General features: G+C 50.6%; 18 protein-coding genes and 1 riboswitch. All 18 genes read left to right on the top strand.

Features of this window, described 5'->3' with window-relative positions; translation table 11 throughout:
• The first annotated feature begins 386 nt into the window (after window positions 1-386).
• Complete coding sequence (locus tag FS806_RS23540; RefSeq protein ID WP_144941564.1) at window positions 387-1,502, top strand: L-threonylcarbamoyladenylate synthase; 1,116 nt, start codon at window positions 387-389, stop codon at window positions 1,500-1,502.
• 442 nt (window positions 1,503-1,944) lie between these two features.
• Complete coding sequence (locus FS806_RS23535; protein ID WP_144941562.1) at window positions 1,945-2,505, top strand: manganese efflux pump MntP; 561 nt, start codon at window positions 1,945-1,947, stop codon at window positions 2,503-2,505.
• A gap of 147 nt (window positions 2,506-2,652) precedes the next feature.
• On the top strand, window positions 2,653-3,237 hold the full coding sequence (locus FS806_RS23530) for a low molecular weight protein arginine phosphatase (RefSeq protein ID WP_186328515.1): 585 nt from the start codon (window positions 2,653-2,655) through the stop codon (window positions 3,235-3,237).
• Window positions 3,238-3,354: 117 nt separating this feature from the next.
• Window positions 3,355-3,435: riboswitch (ZMP/ZTP riboswitch) on the top strand.
• Between the two features lie 118 nt (window positions 3,436-3,553).
• Window positions 3,554-4,012: a ribose 5-phosphate isomerase B gene (gene rpiB, locus FS806_RS23525; RefSeq protein ID WP_144941558.1), complete on the top strand. Its 459-nt coding sequence runs from the start codon at window positions 3,554-3,556 to the stop codon at window positions 4,010-4,012.
• A 105-nt stretch (window positions 4,013-4,117) separates the two neighbouring features.
• Entirely contained in the window at window positions 4,118-4,732 is a 615-nt protein-coding gene (locus FS806_RS23520; protein ID WP_144941555.1) for a TIGR01440 family protein, read from the top strand.
• 247 nt (window positions 4,733-4,979) lie between these two features.
• The gene (locus FS806_RS23515; protein ID WP_144941553.1) at window positions 4,980-6,230 is read left to right on the top strand and encodes a serine hydroxymethyltransferase; all 1,251 of its coding nucleotides are present in this window, start codon (window positions 4,980-4,982) and stop codon (window positions 6,228-6,230) included.
• Between the two features lie 308 nt (window positions 6,231-6,538).
• On the top strand, window positions 6,539-7,168 hold the full coding sequence (upp, locus tag FS806_RS23510) for a uracil phosphoribosyltransferase (RefSeq protein WP_144941551.1): 630 nt from the start codon (window positions 6,539-6,541) through the stop codon (window positions 7,166-7,168).
• 64 nt (window positions 7,169-7,232) lie between these two features.
• On the top strand, window positions 7,233-8,375 hold the full coding sequence (gene wecB / locus FS806_RS23505) for a non-hydrolyzing UDP-N-acetylglucosamine 2-epimerase (RefSeq protein ID WP_144941549.1): 1,143 nt from the start codon (window positions 7,233-7,235) through the stop codon (window positions 8,373-8,375).
• A 242-nt stretch (window positions 8,376-8,617) separates the two neighbouring features.
• Entirely contained in the window at window positions 8,618-8,851 is a 234-nt protein-coding gene (locus FS806_RS23500; RefSeq protein WP_144941547.1) for an AtpZ/AtpI family protein, read from the top strand.
• A complete protein-coding gene (locus tag FS806_RS23495) occupies window positions 8,844-9,239 on the top strand; it encodes an ATP synthase subunit I (RefSeq protein ID WP_144941545.1) in 396 nt (131 codons plus the stop codon). The genes FS806_RS23500 and FS806_RS23495 overlap by 8 nt, the downstream gene beginning before the upstream one ends.
• 9 nt (window positions 9,240-9,248) lie before the next feature.
• Complete coding sequence (gene atpB / locus FS806_RS23490; protein ID WP_144941543.1) at window positions 9,249-10,028, top strand: F0F1 ATP synthase subunit A; 780 nt, start codon at window positions 9,249-9,251, stop codon at window positions 10,026-10,028.
• A 102-nt stretch (window positions 10,029-10,130) separates the two neighbouring features.
• Complete coding sequence (gene atpE / locus FS806_RS23485) at window positions 10,131-10,346, top strand: F0F1 ATP synthase subunit C (protein WP_144941541.1); 216 nt, start codon at window positions 10,131-10,133, stop codon at window positions 10,344-10,346.
• 108 nt (window positions 10,347-10,454) lie between these two features.
• Entirely contained in the window at window positions 10,455-10,940 is a 486-nt protein-coding gene (atpF, locus tag FS806_RS23480; protein ID WP_144941539.1) for a F0F1 ATP synthase subunit B, read from the top strand.
• Window positions 10,937-11,488 (top strand): F0F1 ATP synthase subunit delta, encoded by a 552-nt coding sequence (locus FS806_RS23475; protein WP_144941537.1) that lies wholly within the window; start codon window positions 10,937-10,939, stop codon window positions 11,486-11,488. The genes atpF and FS806_RS23475 overlap by 4 nt, the downstream gene beginning before the upstream one ends.
• A 16-nt stretch (window positions 11,489-11,504) precedes the next feature.
• Window positions 11,505-13,019 (top strand): F0F1 ATP synthase subunit alpha, encoded by a 1,515-nt coding sequence (gene atpA, locus FS806_RS23470; RefSeq protein ID WP_144941535.1) that lies wholly within the window; start codon window positions 11,505-11,507, stop codon window positions 13,017-13,019.
• 54 nt (window positions 13,020-13,073) lie between these two features.
• On the top strand, window positions 13,074-13,937 hold the full coding sequence (gene atpG / locus FS806_RS23465) for an ATP synthase F1 subunit gamma (protein WP_144941533.1): 864 nt from the start codon (window positions 13,074-13,076) through the stop codon (window positions 13,935-13,937).
• A 127-nt stretch (window positions 13,938-14,064) separates the two neighbouring features.
• Window positions 14,065-15,471 (top strand): F0F1 ATP synthase subunit beta, encoded by a 1,407-nt coding sequence (gene atpD / locus FS806_RS23460; RefSeq protein WP_144941531.1) that lies wholly within the window; start codon window positions 14,065-14,067, stop codon window positions 15,469-15,471.
• Between the two features lie 139 nt (window positions 15,472-15,610).
• Window positions 15,611-16,009 (top strand): F0F1 ATP synthase subunit epsilon, encoded by a 399-nt coding sequence (locus tag FS806_RS23455; protein WP_144941529.1) that lies wholly within the window; start codon window positions 15,611-15,613, stop codon window positions 16,007-16,009.
• The last annotated feature ends 204 nt before the right edge of the window (window positions 16,010-16,213 follow it).

The raw sequence follows: 16,213 nt of genomic DNA, 5'->3' as shown, positions 1-16,213 counted from the left end.
TGCGTTAATTGCGCACGTACGGATCTGTGAGGGGTAAGGGGCACAATCCTCGAAGGAAAGGCCCCGCCTACTCGACCGCTTTTTCACCTATTAGGAAGAGCGAGGGCTCGAATCGGGACATTTTATGATTATTGATCCCTATGCCGCTTGTTCCGCGCCATTACTTATAAAAATGTCGGCGATTTTTCAAGTGATCCCCCTTTTTGGATCATTATTGTGCCGTACGACCTTCCGAATCTCTCCATCCCTACTAAACATCACACTCCTAACGGGGATGGTTGATTTCCGTTTACAAGTTGTTATTGGTTGGGTACAATAAAGTCGCTCCCGAGCGGGGCTAGGTAGAAAAGAAATAAATAAACACAATGATAAAGGATGAACCGAAGATGACTAAAGTGTGGATCATGAATCCACAGAAGATAGAGGCTGCGGATTCGGGCTTGCAGGAAGCCGCCCGCTGGCTGCGGGAAGGCAAGCGGGTCGCATTCCCGACGGAGACCGTCTACGGTCTCGGAGCGGATGCCCGCAGCGCGGAAGCGGTGGCGGGTATCTTCGCGGCCAAGGGCAGGCCGTCGGACAACCCGCTAATCGTCCATATAGCCGACAGGTCTCAACTAGGCGATCTGACGGATGCGGATCGCCTCGACGAGACCTCCCGGCGTCTAATGGACGACTTCTGGCCCGGCCCGCTTACGCTCGTGCTGCCGGCCAAGCCCGGCGCCGTCGCCGCCAACGTGACGGCCGGCCTGCCGACGGTCGCGGTCCGCATGCCGGACCACCCGGTCGCCCTGCGCCTCATCGAGGCGGCAGGCTGCCCGGTGGCGGCACCGAGCGCGAACCGCTCCGGCCGGCCGAGCCCGACGCGGGCGTCGCACGTGCTCGCCGACCTGGACGGCCTCATCGACGGAATCGTCGATGGCGGGCCGACCGGGGTCGGCGTAGAGTCGACCGTCGTTGAGGTGGTCGACGGGGTCGTGCACGTGCTGCGCCCTGGCGGCGTCTCCGCCGAGGAGCTGCGCCGCGTGGCCGGCCGCGTTGAGGCTCGCGGCGAGCTCTCTGCGGCGCTGGCCCGCTCCGGCGAGGGCGGGCCTTCTTCCGGGCAGCTGGCGGAGGAAGAGGCTGCTCCGAAGTCGCCCGGAATGAAGTACGCGCATTACGCGCCGCGTGGCCGGCTCACAGTGGTCAGCGGAGATTCGCCTGACCGGATATCCGCATGGATACGTGAACAATTGCGCAAGGCCTCTGCGGAAGGAGAGAGGACCGGGGTCCTTACGTTCGAAGAGCATTGCGAACAGTACGGCTCCGAAGCGGATGTGGTAGTGACGGCGGGGAGTCTGCAGAGTCCCGAAACCGTCGCCAGAAATTTGTATGGAGCTTTAAGATCGTTCGATGAACAGAACGTCACCGTTATTTATGCGGAAGCCTTAGAGGAAGAAGGGATCGGACTAGCGGTAATGAACCGCCTTCTGAAGGCGGCCGGCCATCGGATTAAGCTCGTTTAGGCCCGCGCCTTACCCGGTTTCGGTGAGAACGCAGCAAGGACCAACAGAAATGCAGGTCTTTGAGGAGATATTAGTTAAAATGCGCGAATGACCTGCAGTTTCTCGTCTTTCCCGGGATTTACATATTTTCGTAAAAAAGACATGCACATTTGCATGTCTTTTTATCACAATTTGCCTCCCGAATACAATCAGCGCCTCAGAATGCGCCGGGAGAGGCGTGCGTTGTTAAAAGGTGCTAAAAGCCAACAAATTAAGCGATTCCTTCTCCCAGTATCGCGATCAGAAGGTATACACTACGTTACCTGGATGAAGCCATTCCCGATATATCCCTCGTTGACGATAAACCTAAATTTAATATAAGGCTTGGGACAGACTTATAGTATGTTTACCCCCTTGTCCGCATATGTTTGGAAAGAAGAAGAGTGGACAGGGGGAAGGCCGCATGATTCTGGGTACGCTCGATTGGGGGCACGTTGCGACACTGCTGTTGATGGCGTTCGCTTTGGGAATGGACGCTTTTTCTTTGGGGATAGGCATAGGCTTCAGGGGAATTCGGCTGCTAAGTATTCTGAAAGTGAGCTTCGTGATCGGACTATTCCATATATTGATGCCTCTTATGGGAATGCTGGCAGGCCATTACGTCGGCTATCTGTTGGGTGAGGTAGCCACATTGGCCGGAGGAGGGCTTCTCATTTTGCTCGGGGGGCATATGATCTATAGTTCCTTGCGGGGAGAATCCGTACATACCCTCGATTTCCGGAATGCCTGGGGACTTCTGCTATTCGCCCTGATGGTTAGTGTAGACAGCTTTTCAGTAGGAGTCTCTATGGGGATGTTCGACTCCGATGTTTTGCTGACGGTTCTCCTATTCGGTTTTTTTGGCGGGACAATGTCCGTTATCGGTCTATGGCTCGGAAGAAGGATGGGCTATTGGGCGGGCAATTACGGCGAGGCAATAGGAGGCGCCATCCTGCTAATGTTCGGAGTTCAGTTCATTCTCTGATTGTTCGCTTCTTGGCGGATGAGGTACAATAGTCATACGATTCGCCATATTAGGTTTTGTTGCCGGAAGAACAGGCAGGCTTATCGTTAAATGAGCCCGGATGAAAGGGAAAGAAGCGGGCAATCCTTAATAAGGAGGTGTGAACGAATGGTTAACCGCATTTTATTTGTCTGTACAGGTAATACTTGCCGCAGTCCGCTGGCTGAAGGTATGCTGCGGCTTATGGCAGAAGAAGCGGGCCTTCCTCTGGACATTCGTTCAGCCGGAACGGCCGCTTCGGAAGGCTGTCCGATCTCCCCTCATTCTCGTCAAATTCTTCAGTCCAAAGGGATGCAGGAGATGCTTCTGTCCTCTCCCGTATCCGGTGAGCATGTGAACTGGGCAGAGCTTATTCTGACGATGACCATGGGGCACAAAAGATCGCTAATTCAACAATATCCGGAAGCCGCGGATAAAACCTTCACCTTGAAAGAGTACGTCCGCCACGAAGAGGAAGCAGCCGCCGAGGCAGAGAAGGAAAGGGCGGTGGCCGAATGGGAAATCCAGAAGGCGCTCAACCCCAGCTTGTCAGGGGCGGAAATGCCGCCATGGCTGGAATGGTCGGCGACTTCCTCCGATTATGATATCTCGGACCCTTTCGGAGGCTCCTTCGATGTTTATAAGCGCTGTGCGGATGAAATTGAGCTTTGTCTGCGGAGACTGCTCGATAAATTAAAATCATCACAACAATAAATTATAAATATGCCTTTCATTATTACTGTTGGTAGTAATAAAAAACGACTTTACAAAGGCCAAAAGGAAGCTTTACAACCTGCCGCCTTATAAGGTATTATGGGGGTAACGTTAATCAGAACCCGATGTAACTGGCGACAAGTGGGAATAACCACAATGGAGCATCGGGGGATACGGCCGGTCGCCTGGGCAAAGAGCAACGTCGTGCACACGCACGCCGCCTGCTCTTTTTTCTATTTTAACAGCTTGGGTATACTAACGGACACTGAACCGTGATCGGCTAACGGTTATCGGTCGACAAGGGAGGTAAAAGTTGATGAAAATTGCGATTGGCGCGGATCATGCCGGGGTACGGCTGAAGGAGGATATCAAGCAGCAGGTGATTGCCCTTGGACATGAAGTCGAGGATTTGGGATGCCATTGTTCCGACTCCGTCGATTATCCGGATTATGCTCTCAAGGTTTGTGATCAGGTAGTTTCAGGTCAGGCGGATAGAGGAATTCTCATCTGCGGCACCGGGATCGGGATGTCCATAGCCGCGAACAAGGTACCAGGGATCCGCTGTGCGCTCGTTTCCGATCTGTTCTCGGCCAAAGCGACCAGAGAGCACAATGATACCAATGTTCTGGCTTTAGGAGAAAGAGTGGTCGGGCCGGGGGTTGCCCTGGAAATCGTCAAGGTTTGGCTTGAGACGGAATTCTCTCAAGGTTCCCGTCACGAAGGCCGGGTAAGCAAATTGAAATCCATCGAAGAGAAATATTCCATTCACCCCTAACGGATAAGGTTCGCCTGAAACAGTCCGTGTTGAGTACTGTATGCCGGTATTCTGAATTAAGTGGGATCATTTTATTAATTACAGGGTGGAAGGAGGCGGGCCGGAATGGCCGATTCCAGATCCGACGACTATCCAGTGAACGAATCCCTTCTGAAAATTACAGAAGATGTAAACCTCATTCTGAGAGAACTTCTCGAAGCCGGCCATATTCAAGATGGGCAGTTGGTCGTTATCGGGACGAGTACCAGCGAGGTTATGGGGCGGCGAATAGGCTCCGCAGGTGCTATGGGTGTGGCTGAACGTATTTTTGAAGGCGTGATGAAAGCCCGCGAGAAGGTGCGGTTTTATCCGGTTTTTCAATGCTGCGAGCATCTGAACCGGGCTCTCGTCCTCGAGAAGGAGGCGCTGGCTTCGTACCCTTCGCTGGAGCCGGTATCCGTTATTCCTGTCCCCAAGGCCGGCGGTTCTATGGCTGCCTACGCCTATAACCACTTGAACGAGCCGGTTGTGGTCGAGACCGTTCAAGCCCATGCGGGAATAGATATCGGCGATACATTAATCGGCATGCATCTGCGCAAGGTGGCGGTTCCCGTACGCCCATCCATACGTTCCGTAGGTCAGGCACATGTTGTTATGGCCTATACCCGTCCCAAGCTGATTGGCGGGGCCAGGGCGGTCTACACGATGCAGGAATCTTCAGATGAAGGGGCTTGCCTCTAGAATCGGCGAAACGCTATAGGGCATTGACGGCTCTTAGAGGCTGCAGGTTTTCCTTAAAATATAAAAAAAGCACCTAACGGAGCCTCTTCGAAGACGAATAACCCGGTTTTAAAGGTAGCTTTTTACGCGCCCGCCCAAAGGACGGCGATAGCCGTTTATCCTTATCTTGAAAATAGACAGATTTTTTCGACATAAGTTCTATGCTATTACCATCATTTATAAAACGATCAATGGGAGGAAAATGAGGATGGAACATTTACGTACTGCCGATCCGGAAATTTTGAAGGCTATGAATCTGGAGCTCGGCCGGCAACGCGGCAAAATTGAATTGATTGCTTCCGAAAATTTTGTCAGTGAAGCGGTTATTGAAGCTTTGGGCTCCGTACTGACCAATAAATATGCGGAGGGCTACCCGGGCAAGAGATTTTATGGCGGCTGCGAATATGTGGACGAAGTAGAAACGATCGCTATTAATCGGGCCAAGGAAATATTCGGCGCGGAACACGCCAATGTACAGCCTCACTCCGGCGCACAGGCTAATATGGCCGTTTACCTGGCGACTATCAAGCCTGGAGATACCGTGCTGGGAATGAACCTGGCCCACGGCGGACATCTGACTCACGGCAGCCCGGCGAACGCTTCCGGCATTCTCTATAATTTCGTGGCTTATGGTGTTAACGAGGAATCGTTCCGCATCGATTATGACGAGGTTCGGAAAGCGGCGTTCAAACATCGTCCGAAGATGTTAGTAGCCGGAGCGAGCGCTTATCCGCGCACAATCGACTTTGAAGCGTTGGCTGAAATTGCGAACGATGTGGGAGCATTATTTATGGTGGATATGGCTCACATTGCCGGTCTGGTGGCCGCTGGCCTGCATCCGAATCCGGTGCCCCATGCTCATTTTGTCACTACGACCACGCACAAAACTCTCCGCGGTCCCCGTGGGGGTATGATCCTGTGCCGCAAAGCTTGGGCCAAGGAAATTGACAAAGCGGTATTCCCCGGATCTCAAGGTGGTCCGTTGATGCACGTTATAGCAGCCAAGGCGGTATCTTTCGGTGAAGCGCTGAAGGATGACTTCAAGACCTATTGTCAAAATATTATCAGCAATGCTCAAGTGCTGGCTGAGGAACTGATGGCTGAAGGGCTCAATGTTCTGACCGGAGGCACGGACAATCACTTGATGCTTGTGGATCTTCGCAACATTAATCTGACGGGTAAGGAAGCTCAGAATCTATTGGATGATGTGGGAGTGACGGTTAACAAGAACGCCATTCCTTTCGACCCGACGAGCCCGTTCGTTACGAGCGGTATTCGGATCGGTACCCCTGCCGTTACTTCCAGAGGAATGGGACGGGAAGCTATGAAGTCGATTGCCCAAATCATCTCTCTGGCATTGAAAAATCCGAAGGACGAGGCCGTTCACGACAAGGTCCGCGGTATGGTTCAGGAATTGACGGAGCAATATCCGCTTTATTCGGGTCTCAGATACGAATAAGGCTACTTGATCTCCCCGGAGCAACAGGTCATTCTACCCTGTTTGCCCGGGGAGTTTTCCTGTTTATCCGGAAGATTGGACGGTGCCGGTGGATGTCCTTCTAGACTATGAGCAGAGGCATAATATGAACGGGGAATGCCTCTTTTTTTTGTCGGATATTTTCATATTATTTGTGGTATAATGAACAAGGTTTATGGCAAAAAGCTGCTGATCGAATACTCCATCGGGCTGCGTTGTGAAGGCATTAGAGGACAGAGGCTCAGTCATAAATGAAAGAAAGACACACCTGTATGGGAGGATTTAATTTTATGGGCAAGGTCTTTATATGCGACCATCCGTTAATTCAACACAAACTTACCTTTATACGTGATGTTAATACTAAGACCAAAGATTTTCGCGATTATGTCGATGAAGTGGCTACTCTGATGGCCTACGAAATTACAAGAAATATTCCGCTGGAGAAGGTAAAGGTCAGAACGCCGGTTTCAGACGCCGATGGCAAGATCATCTCCGGCCGGATGCTGGGGCTGATCCCCATCCTCAGGGCGGGACTCGGAATGGTAGATGGAATCTTGAAGCTGCTCCCGGCGGCGAAGGTCGGACACATCGGATTATATCGTGATCCGGAGACCCTGCAGCCGGTAGAATACTATGTTAAGCTGCCTACCGATGTTACCGAGCGCGAGCTGATCGTCATCGATCCGATGCTGGCGACCGGGGGCTCGGCGAATGCTTCCATCCAGCTCTTGAAGGAAAGAGGCTGCAATCAGATCAAGCTGATGTGCCTGATAGCCGCTCCGGAAGGAGTCAAGGCCGTACAGGAGGAGCATCCGGACATCGATATTTATGTGGCGGCCATTGACGATCGTTTAGACGAACACGGCTATATTATTCCCGGCCTCGGGGATGCCGGAGATCGTCTTTTCGGCACGAAATAAACACTTTTTACCGACAAACTGATTGAAACCTGCGGGTTACATGTAAATCGAGAGGGGGATAATCATGAAGAAAATAAAGGTGATGACCGTATTCGGAACGAGACCCGAAGCCATCAAGATGGCTCCGCTGGTCAAGGAATTAGAGAAACATCCCGATCAGATAGAGTCGCTTGTATGCGTTACGGCCCAGCATCGTCAAATCATGGACCAGGTGCTGGAGGTATTCGATATTAAGCCGGACTATGATCTGGATGTGATGAAGGACCGCCAGACATTGGCCGAGCTGTCCGTCCGGGTGCTGCAAGGTCTGGAGCCGGTCTTCCGTGAAGCAAAGCCGGATGTTGTCTTGGTCCACGGGGATACGTCAACGACATTTCTCGCAAGCTACGCCGCTTTCTTGCAGCAGATTCAAGTAGGCCATGTGGAGGCAGGATTAAGAACATGGAATAAGCTGTCTCCTTATCCGGAAGAAATGAACCGCCAGCTGACCGGGGTGCTCGCCGATTTGCATTTCGCTCCGACAGAATGGTCTGCGGGGAACCTGCGCAAGGAGAACAAGCCCGAAGACGGAATCTACATTACCGGCAACACGGTGACGGATGTTCCCCAATATACGGTTAAAGAAGGTTACACCCATCCGATGCTCGAATGGGCGGAGGGCAAGCGGATGATTCTGATGACGGCTCACCGCAGGGAATCGCAGGGCGAGCCTCACCGTCAAATTTTCCAGGCTGTCCGCCGGATCGCCGATGAGTTCGAAGATATTGCAATTGTCTATCCGGTCCATCCGAATCCTGCCGTTCTGGAGCCTGCCCGCCAATATTTAGGAGACCACCCGCGGATTCGCTTGATTGAACCATTGGATGTCGTAGATCTTCATAATTTTTATCCTCATACTCATTTGATAGTGACCGACTCGGGGGGATTGCAGGAAGAAGCTCCGTCCTTCGGGATTCCCGTGCTTGTCCTTAGGGATACCACTGAGCGGCCTGAAGGAATTGAGGCGGGGACGCTCGAGCTGGTCGGCACCAAGGAAGAGGATGTTTATGGAAGGATGCGGGCTTTGCTGACGAACGAAGAACTCTATGGTAAAATGAGCAGGGCGGCAAATCCTTATGGTGACGGACAAGCCTCCCAAAGGATTGTTCAAGCGATTCTTTATCACTTTGGGTTATCGTCACAAAGACCACAACCTTTTAAAGTGTAATAAGTTAAAGTCTACCATACACCATACAGTTGCACTGTTTAGTTGGCGATACTGAAAAATCCAGATTTTATAAGGCTTTTTTGTATGCTGTTCACGAAATGTTTGGATTTTAATGAATTGACAAACAGGACCGCGCTTTATTAAAATGAATTAGGATTGCTGCGCAAATTACCCGAATAAAAACGATTTCATAGGCAGGTTCCTTTTTGTCCGTTTACGTCACTGACGATAGGAGAAAAAGTATGAAAAAGCCTAACCCGAATGAAAATCCATGGCGGGCCGCGGGAATGGTCAGTGCGATCGGCGCTGATCTTATTGTATGCATACTGCTTGGATATTTTGGAGGTTCGTTTGTGAGCGATCGATTCGGCTTATCCCCAGCCTGGAAAGCCGGAGGACTGATTATAGGTCTGTTTGTCGGCATTGTCAGTGTCGTGTTTCTGATCAAGCGATTTCTGGAGGACACGAATGAATGATTTAACGGCCTATATGAAAACCGTTTCCCGTGCCGCCATGTTTTTTCTGGCTGTTTGTCTGCTCGTCTGGGCTCTCGTACCTCAAGCCAAGCCTTATGCGGCCGGACTTGTCCTCGGAACGGTCATCAGTCTGATCAATGCCCGATTGCTGGGAGCCAAGATCCAGGCGATTACAAGGCTTGTCATGGAGAATACGGGGAAGCGGATCAATTCGGGTTTTATCTCTAGGGCCTGCATGGCTCTGATCGGAACGATGATTTGTGTCAAGTTTCCGCAGTTCGATTTGATTTCCATGATCATAGGTTTATTCTTTGTTCAGATGGCAACACTCCTGATGGGAATCTTGTCGTATTTCAAAACCAATAAAGGCATGCGTGGAAAGGGGTGAAAATGATCGATGCATAGCTCTCCTTTGCTAGAGATTGGCGGTCTTTCAATTGATTTGTCGACTTTTTTCGTCATTATCGTAGCTGCGATCATCACTTTTATCGTTGCTCGCTTGGGTGTCCGGAATCTCTCCGTCGAGAATCCTTCCAAGATGCAGAATTTTATGGAATGGTTGATTGAGTTTGTTCATAATACCATTGCCAGCACCATGCCTTTGAAGAAGGCGAAGGCCTTCGTTTCGTTAGGTCTTACTTTGTTGATGTTCATTTTTATATCCAACCTGTTGGGACTGCCGTTTGCTGTCGTTACGGAGCATACGGAGCCTGTCGAATTTATGGGTATGCCGGTAGTATCCGAGGCTGCTATTCAGGAAGGAATTGAGAAAGGGCACGAGGGAGCCGAGGTACTGTGGTGGAAATCTCCGACAGCCGACCTTTCGGTGACGTTGGGGCTTGCGCTTGTCGTGTTTGTTCTGGTCCACTATCTGGGCTTGACGCGGAACACCAAGCATTACCTCAAGCATTACTTTGAACCCTATTGGTTCTTCTTCCCTTTAAACTTAATTAAAGAAATTTTCAAGCCGATTACTCTTGCTCTTCGTTTATTCGCAAACATTTTTGCGGGTGAAATTTTGATAGCGACCATTATCATGGCAGGAGCATTCGGTATTCCGCTGTTGGCTGTATGGCAAGGCTTCAGTATTTTTATCGGGGCGATACAGGCTTTCTTATTCACTATCTTAACGATGGTCTATATTTCCCAGGCATCTGTCCACGAAGAAGGACACTAACCTTTGTCGAGCTCTGTCGAAGGACATCAGACTTTAATAAATCCTTGGGCATGAGATCAGATATACTATTATAACTTAAACTTTTTGGGAGGTTTTTTAACAATGGAATTTTTAGCAGCAGCTATTGCAGTTGGTTTGGGTGCTTTCGGCGCCGGTATTGGTAACGGTATGATTGTCAGCAAAACAGTAGAAGGAATCTCTCGTCAGCCTGAGCTGCGCGGTACTTTGCAAACGACGATGTTTATCGGGGTTGGTATCGTTGAGGTTGTTCCTTTGATCGGGGTCGTTCTGGCATTCTTGATGTTCTTCAGCAGCTAATTCCACATAAGCCCGAAGCTTGGCGGGGAGGGCCTGGGCCATCCACGCCTTCGTTTTGCTTAAGGTTGCATTCTTGGAACGTCGTCAAGTAAGGAGGGAGTGACACGAATGAGTTTTCATTGGGAATCTACAGTATTTGCGATTATCGCTTTCTTGATTTTATATTGGTTGCTGAATAAATTTGCTTTCGGTCCTTTGTTCGGAATGATGGAGAAGCGGAGAGAGATGATTCAGAGTCAAATCCAGTCCGCGGATTCCAACCGTCAAGAGGCCGAGAAGCTGATTGCCGAGCAAAGACAGGCTATTCAGGAAGCCCGCAAGGAAGCGCATGAAATTATTGAACAAGCCAGACAAATGAGCGTGAAACAGGCGGAAGAGATCGTTCAGGCGGCAAGAGACGAATCCAACCGCATTAAAGAGGAAGCGATTAAGGATATTGCCAACGAGAAAGATAAGGCTGTAGCCGCTCTGCGCAGCCAAGTAAGCGCCATGGCTGTTATGATCGCCTCCAAAATTATTGAAAAGCAGATCGATGAGAAATCCCAGCAGCAGCTGATCGATCAATATCTTAAAGAGGTGGGAGGCAAGCTATGAGCAGCGATACGATCGTAGCGAAAAGGTACGCCAAAGCGCTGTTTGAGATTGCTCAAAGCCGGAGCCTCGTCTCTCAGGTAGAGGAAGAATTGAGATCGGTTGTTGCCGTTATCGAACAAAACGAGGATTTGTACGAGTTTCTGCTGCATCCGAAATTTGATCTGAACGATAAAATTAACCTTCTGTCCCGGGTGTTTAAAGACAGCGTCTCCGAAATCGTGTTCAATACGATATGCCTTTTGATCGAGAGAAGGAGAGGAACGCTGTTCCATGTTCTGCTGGACTATTACATCAGCATTGCCAACGAAAGACTGGGGCAAGCGGATGCTACCGTCTACTCTCCGGATGCCCTGAATGAGCAGGAGAATCAGGCGATCGCTGCACAGTTCGGCAAATTGATCGGCAAGACCATACGTGTCCATAATGTAGTTGATTCCAGCCTGATCGGCGGGATTCAGGTGCGGATTGGCGACCGGCTGTATGACGGAAGCTTGTCCGGCAAGCTTGCACGGATGGAAAAAACGTTGAAGCAAACTCAAGCAATGTAGATAGGGGTGAGGTTCGTTGAGTATCAGACCTGAAGAAATAAGCTCTCTGATTAAACAGCAGATTGAACAATATCAATCCGATATTCAAGTAGTCGACGTGGGAACCGTCATTCAAGTCGGGGACGGAATTGCCCGTGCGCATGGCCTCCAGAACGTAATGGCCGGCGAACTGTTGGAATTTTCCAACGGGGTAATGGGAATGGCCCAGAACCTCGAGGAAGATAATGTCGGGATCATTATCATGGGTCCTTACAAAGATATTCGCGAAGGCGATCAAGTTAAACGGACGGGCCGCATTATGGAGGTTCCGGTAGGCGAAGAGCTGCTGGGCCGTGTAGTTAACCCTCTTGGCGAGCCGGTAGACGGCAAGGGGCCGATCGCTACGAAAGCGTTCCGGCCGGTGGAAGCGCCTGCTCCTGGTGTTATTGACCGTAAATCCGTTCATGAGCCGATGCAGACCGGAATTAAAGCGATCGACTCGATGGTTCCAATCGGACGCGGACAGCGGGAATTGATCATCGGTGACCGTCAAACCGGTAAGACGACGATTGCCATCGATACGATCATCAACCAGAAGGGCAACGGCGTGAAATGTATTTACGTAGCTATCGGACAGAAGCAATCGACTGTTGCTCAAGTTGTCGAAACGCTGCGCCGCAACGGTGCAATGGATTACACCATTGTAGTTACGGCCAGTGCGTCCGAGCCCGCTCCGCTCCTGTTCCTCGCTCCTTATTCCGGATGCGCGATGGGCGAATACTTCATGTATAAAGGCGAGCACGTTCTCGTTATTTATGACGACTTGACCAAGCAAGCCGCAGCTTACCGGGAACTGTCCCTTCTGCTTAGACGTCCTCCGGGCCGTGAAGCTTATCCCGGTGACGTGTTCTATCTGCACTCCCGTTTGCTGGAGCGTGCGGCTAAGCTGAACGATGAGCTGGGTGGAGGCTCCTTGACGGCGCTGCCGTTCATTGAAACCCAAGCTTCCGACGTGTCGGCCTATATCCCGACGAACGTTATTTCGATTACGGACGGACAGATCTTCCTGGAGTCCGACCTGTTCTATTCGGGACAGCGTCCGGCTATCAACGTCGGTATTTCCGTTTCCCGGGTAGGGGGATCGGCTCAAATTAAAGCCATGAAGAAAGTAGCCGGTACATTGAAGCTGGATCTGGCTTCTTACCGTGAGCTTCAGGCTTTCTCCCAGTTTGCTTCCGATTTGGATAAAGCGACACAAGCCCGCCTTAACCGCGGAGCCCGTACGCTTGAAATTTTGAAGCAAGGCGTTAACGAATCCATGGCGGTAGAGAGACAGGTAGTCAGCATCTACACAGCCGTTAAAGGATATTTGGACGATATTCCGGTTAAGGACGTCCTTCGGTTCGAGAAAGAGTTCTTGGCGTTCCTGGATATGAGTCACCCTGAAATTCTGGCGTCGATCCGCGATACGAAAGACTTGACGGCGGATAATGAGAAGGCGCTGGGTGCGGCTATCGAGAAGTTTAAAAAAGGGTTTTCCGTATCTGAGTAACGATTCACAACGATTCTGACTTGCACCGGGCAAGTTCAAAGGCGGTGAACATGAATGGCTAAAGGTATGCGTGATATAAAGCGTCAGATCAAAAGTAAGCAGAGCATGAAGCAGATTACCCGGGCGATGGAGATGATTGCCGCCAGCCGGTTGAAGAAGGCGCAGGATGCCGCATTGGCATCCCGGCCCTATGCCGACAAGCTGAAGGAAGTCATTTCTAACGTTGCGGCCGGGACAAGGGATGTTCAGCATCCCATGCTGCAGAAACGGGAGATTAAGAAAACCGGTTATTTGGTGATTACATCAGACCGTGGAATGGCGGGAGGATATAACTCCAACCTGTTGAGGAAGCTTACTCAGACGCTGCAGAGCAAGCATAAATCTTTTGACGAATACTCACTGTTCGTGATCGGGCGCAAGGGCCGGGATTTCCTGACGAAGCGCGGGTACCCGGTCGTAGAGGAAGTAGTTGGTCTGTCCGACTCTCCGAAGTTTTCCGATATTAAGACGATTGCCAATGCTGCTGTCCGCTATTTCGAAGAAGGCCATTGCGACGAGTTGATACTGGTTTACAACCAATTTATCAATGCCCTCTCGCAAAGACCGATAGAGAAGAGCGTGCTCCCTCTTGTAGAGGTTGAGGATAGCGGCCATGCTCGGACGGAATATGAGTATGAGCCTTCTGCAGAGAAGGTATTGGAAGTACTGCTGCCCAAATATGCGGAAACTCTTGTGTACAGTGCTGTACTGGAGGCAAAAGCCGGGGAATTCGGGGCAAGAATGACAGCTATGGGAAATGCGTCGAAAAATGCATCCAAGCTCATTTCCTCGCTGACCCTTCAGTACAACCGGGCACGTCAGGCTGCTATTACCCAGGAAATATCGGAGATTGTTGCCGGTGCGAATGCCCAGGTATAACCCCGGCAGCCTAACAAGATTCGGCTTATTCCTACAAATTTTGCAGCACTATATAGATTTCAAAGTTCAGCTTAAGCTTACGAAGATAGCTTCTTACCCCGGGTAAAAAGCTTTAGGAGGGAAAAGAATGAACAAAGGACGCGTTTTGCAGGTTATGGGTCCGGTCGTCGACATCGAGTTCGAGCGCGGACAACTGCCTGAGATTTTAAATGCGGTCAAGATTCATAAGCCATCCACTTCCGCCAACGATCCGGAAATCAATTTGACGGTGGAAGTGGCGGTTCATCTGGGAGATAACGTAGCTCGCTGTATCGCTATGTCCTCCACGGACGGATTGGTTCGCGGAATCGAAGCACTGGATACAGGGGCACCGATTTCCGTGCCGGTAGGTAATGCCACGCTGGGCCGCGTGTTTAACGTATTGGGCGATGAAATTGACAATGCCGGAAAAGTGGACAGATCTCTGACCAGCCCGATTCATAAATCGGCTCCTGTATTTGAAGAACTGACCACCCAAGCGGAAATTCTGGAAACCGGAATTAAAGTAGTAGACCTGCTGGCCCCATATGCGAAGGGCGGTAAGATCGGTCTGTTCGGCGGTGCCGGAGTTGGTAAAACCGTTATTATTCAGGAATTAATTAATAACATTGCCCAGGAGCACGGCGGGATTTCCGTATTTGCGGGCGTTGGAGAGAGAACGCGGGAAGGAAACGACCTGTACCACGAGATGAAGGATGCAGGCGTTATCGAGAAAACCGCGATGGTATTCGGACAGATGAACGAACCCCCGGGTGCCCGTCTTCGCGTAGCTTTGACCGGTCTGACAATGGCAGAGCATTTCCGTGACGAGGAAGGTAAAGACGTTCTTCTGTTCGTAGACAACATCTTCCGTTTCACCCAAGCGGGATCTGAGGTTTCGGCCCTGCTTGGACGGATGCCTTCTGCGGTTGGTTACCAGCCTACTCTGGCAACAGAGATGGGTCAGCTGCAAGAGCGGATTACGTCAACCAAGAAAGGATCGGTTACTTCGATCCAGGCGATTTACGTTCCGGCGGACGACTATACGGACCCGGCTCCGGCAACGACATTCGCTCACTTGGATGCAACGACCAACCTGGAGCGTAGAATCTCCGAGATGGGAATTTACCCTGCGGTAGACCCGCTCGCTTCCAGCTCCCGGATTTTGACACCGGAAGTAGTTGGCGAAGAGCACTATAATGTAGCTCAAGGCGTTAAAAGAATTTTGCAGCGCTATAAGGAGCTGCAGGATATTATCGCAATTCTGGGTATGGACGAATTGTCCGATGAAGATAAGCTGACCGTTCAACGTGCACGTAAGATCCAGAACTTCCTGTCCCAGAACTTCCACGTTGCTGAGCAGTTCACGGGTAATCCCGGTAAGTACGTTCCGGTTAAAGATACGGTTCGCAGCTTTAAAGAAATTCTGGAAGGAAAGCATGACGATTTGCCGGAGGCAGCATTCCTGTACGTTGGTACGATCGAAGAAGCTGTTGAAAAAGCTAAAAGTATGTAACGGATAGCCTGTGAAATGGTTTTTAAAGGCCTGTATCGTCGGCAGAAATCGACACGGGCTTACGAAGTGGTGTTTTCTGGCTGAGCTTCATCCTCGTCTGGATGAAGCTTGAACCGGGAAACTCTCAGGAGGGATCGGCATGAGTACCTTTTTCTTAGAAGTCGTTACACCCGAGAAAGTTCTCTACGGGTCTGACGCCAATATGATCGTTGTTAAGGGAGTAGAAGGGGAACTTGGAATTTTGCCGAACCACATTCCGATGGTCTCTCCTTTAAAAATCGCTCCGGTCAGAATCAAAAAAGGGAATACGGAAGAGGTTCTGGCCGTCCATGGAGGATTTATGGAGGTTCGTAAGGATAAGGTAGTCATTCTTGCGGAGAGTGCCGAATATCCTGGCGATATCGATTTGGAAAGAGCGAGAGCGGCCAAGGAACGTGCGGAGAAGTATTTGGCGAAGAGAGATGAGTTTGACTATCGCCGGGCCGAGTTGGCGCTTCAGCGTGCGCTGACCCGTTTGGAAGTTGCCGGTAGAAAGTAACCCCGAGAATGAAGTGCGAGGGACAATCCTTCGCGCTTTTTTTTGTGCATGGCTACATTTTCCTGATTTTGGACATTTGGCGGTTAATAATGGGCAATAGGTGTCGGCTTCGGGCTTTTTCAAAATATAAGCGTACTATGTCAAGTAGAATTTTTAGGTTTCTGGGTAACCCAAACACACCTAACCACCCAGATTTTCAAAAAA

Origin of the sequence: Paenibacillus sp. 32O-W, from assembly GCF_007679495.1 — a bacterium.
GTDB classification, from domain to species: domain Bacteria; phylum Bacillota; class Bacilli; order Paenibacillales; family NBRC-103111; genus Paenibacillus_L; species Paenibacillus_L residui.
The sequence above is the reverse complement of the archived record's forward strand: the minus strand, read 5'-3'. Positions and strand labels throughout refer to the sequence as shown.

What these genes read in the sequence shown, in the direction of transcription:
- FS806_RS23540 (WP_144941564.1), top strand. Translation starts at nt 387, where the DNA reads ATGACTAAAGTGTGGATCATGAATCCACAGAAGATAGAGGCTGCGGAT.
- FS806_RS23535 (WP_144941562.1), top strand. Translation starts at nt 1,945, where the DNA reads ATGATTCTGGGTACGCTCGATTGGGGGCACGTTGCGACACTGCTGTTG.
- FS806_RS23530 (WP_186328515.1), top strand. Translation starts at nt 2,653, where the DNA reads ATGGTTAACCGCATTTTATTTGTCTGTACAGGTAATACTTGCCGCAGT.
- rpiB (WP_144941558.1), top strand. Translation starts at nt 3,554, where the DNA reads ATGAAAATTGCGATTGGCGCGGATCATGCCGGGGTACGGCTGAAGGAG.
- FS806_RS23520 (WP_144941555.1), top strand. Translation starts at nt 4,118, where the DNA reads ATGGCCGATTCCAGATCCGACGACTATCCAGTGAACGAATCCCTTCTG.
- FS806_RS23515 (WP_144941553.1), top strand. Translation starts at nt 4,980, where the DNA reads ATGGAACATTTACGTACTGCCGATCCGGAAATTTTGAAGGCTATGAAT.
- upp (WP_144941551.1), top strand. Translation starts at nt 6,539, where the DNA reads ATGGGCAAGGTCTTTATATGCGACCATCCGTTAATTCAACACAAACTT.
- wecB (WP_144941549.1), top strand. Translation starts at nt 7,233, where the DNA reads ATGAAGAAAATAAAGGTGATGACCGTATTCGGAACGAGACCCGAAGCC.
- FS806_RS23500 (WP_144941547.1), top strand. Translation starts at nt 8,618, where the DNA reads ATGAAAAAGCCTAACCCGAATGAAAATCCATGGCGGGCCGCGGGAATG.
- FS806_RS23495 (WP_144941545.1), top strand. Translation starts at nt 8,844, where the DNA reads ATGAATGATTTAACGGCCTATATGAAAACCGTTTCCCGTGCCGCCATG.
- atpB (WP_144941543.1), top strand. Translation starts at nt 9,249, where the DNA reads ATGCATAGCTCTCCTTTGCTAGAGATTGGCGGTCTTTCAATTGATTTG.
- atpE (WP_144941541.1), top strand. Translation starts at nt 10,131, where the DNA reads ATGGAATTTTTAGCAGCAGCTATTGCAGTTGGTTTGGGTGCTTTCGGC.
- atpF (WP_144941539.1), top strand. Translation starts at nt 10,455, where the DNA reads ATGAGTTTTCATTGGGAATCTACAGTATTTGCGATTATCGCTTTCTTG.
- FS806_RS23475 (WP_144941537.1), top strand. Translation starts at nt 10,937, where the DNA reads ATGAGCAGCGATACGATCGTAGCGAAAAGGTACGCCAAAGCGCTGTTT.
- atpG (WP_144941533.1), top strand. Translation starts at nt 13,074, where the DNA reads ATGGCTAAAGGTATGCGTGATATAAAGCGTCAGATCAAAAGTAAGCAG.
- atpD (WP_144941531.1), top strand. Translation starts at nt 14,065, where the DNA reads ATGAACAAAGGACGCGTTTTGCAGGTTATGGGTCCGGTCGTCGACATC.
- FS806_RS23455 (WP_144941529.1), top strand. Translation starts at nt 15,611, where the DNA reads ATGAGTACCTTTTTCTTAGAAGTCGTTACACCCGAGAAAGTTCTCTAC.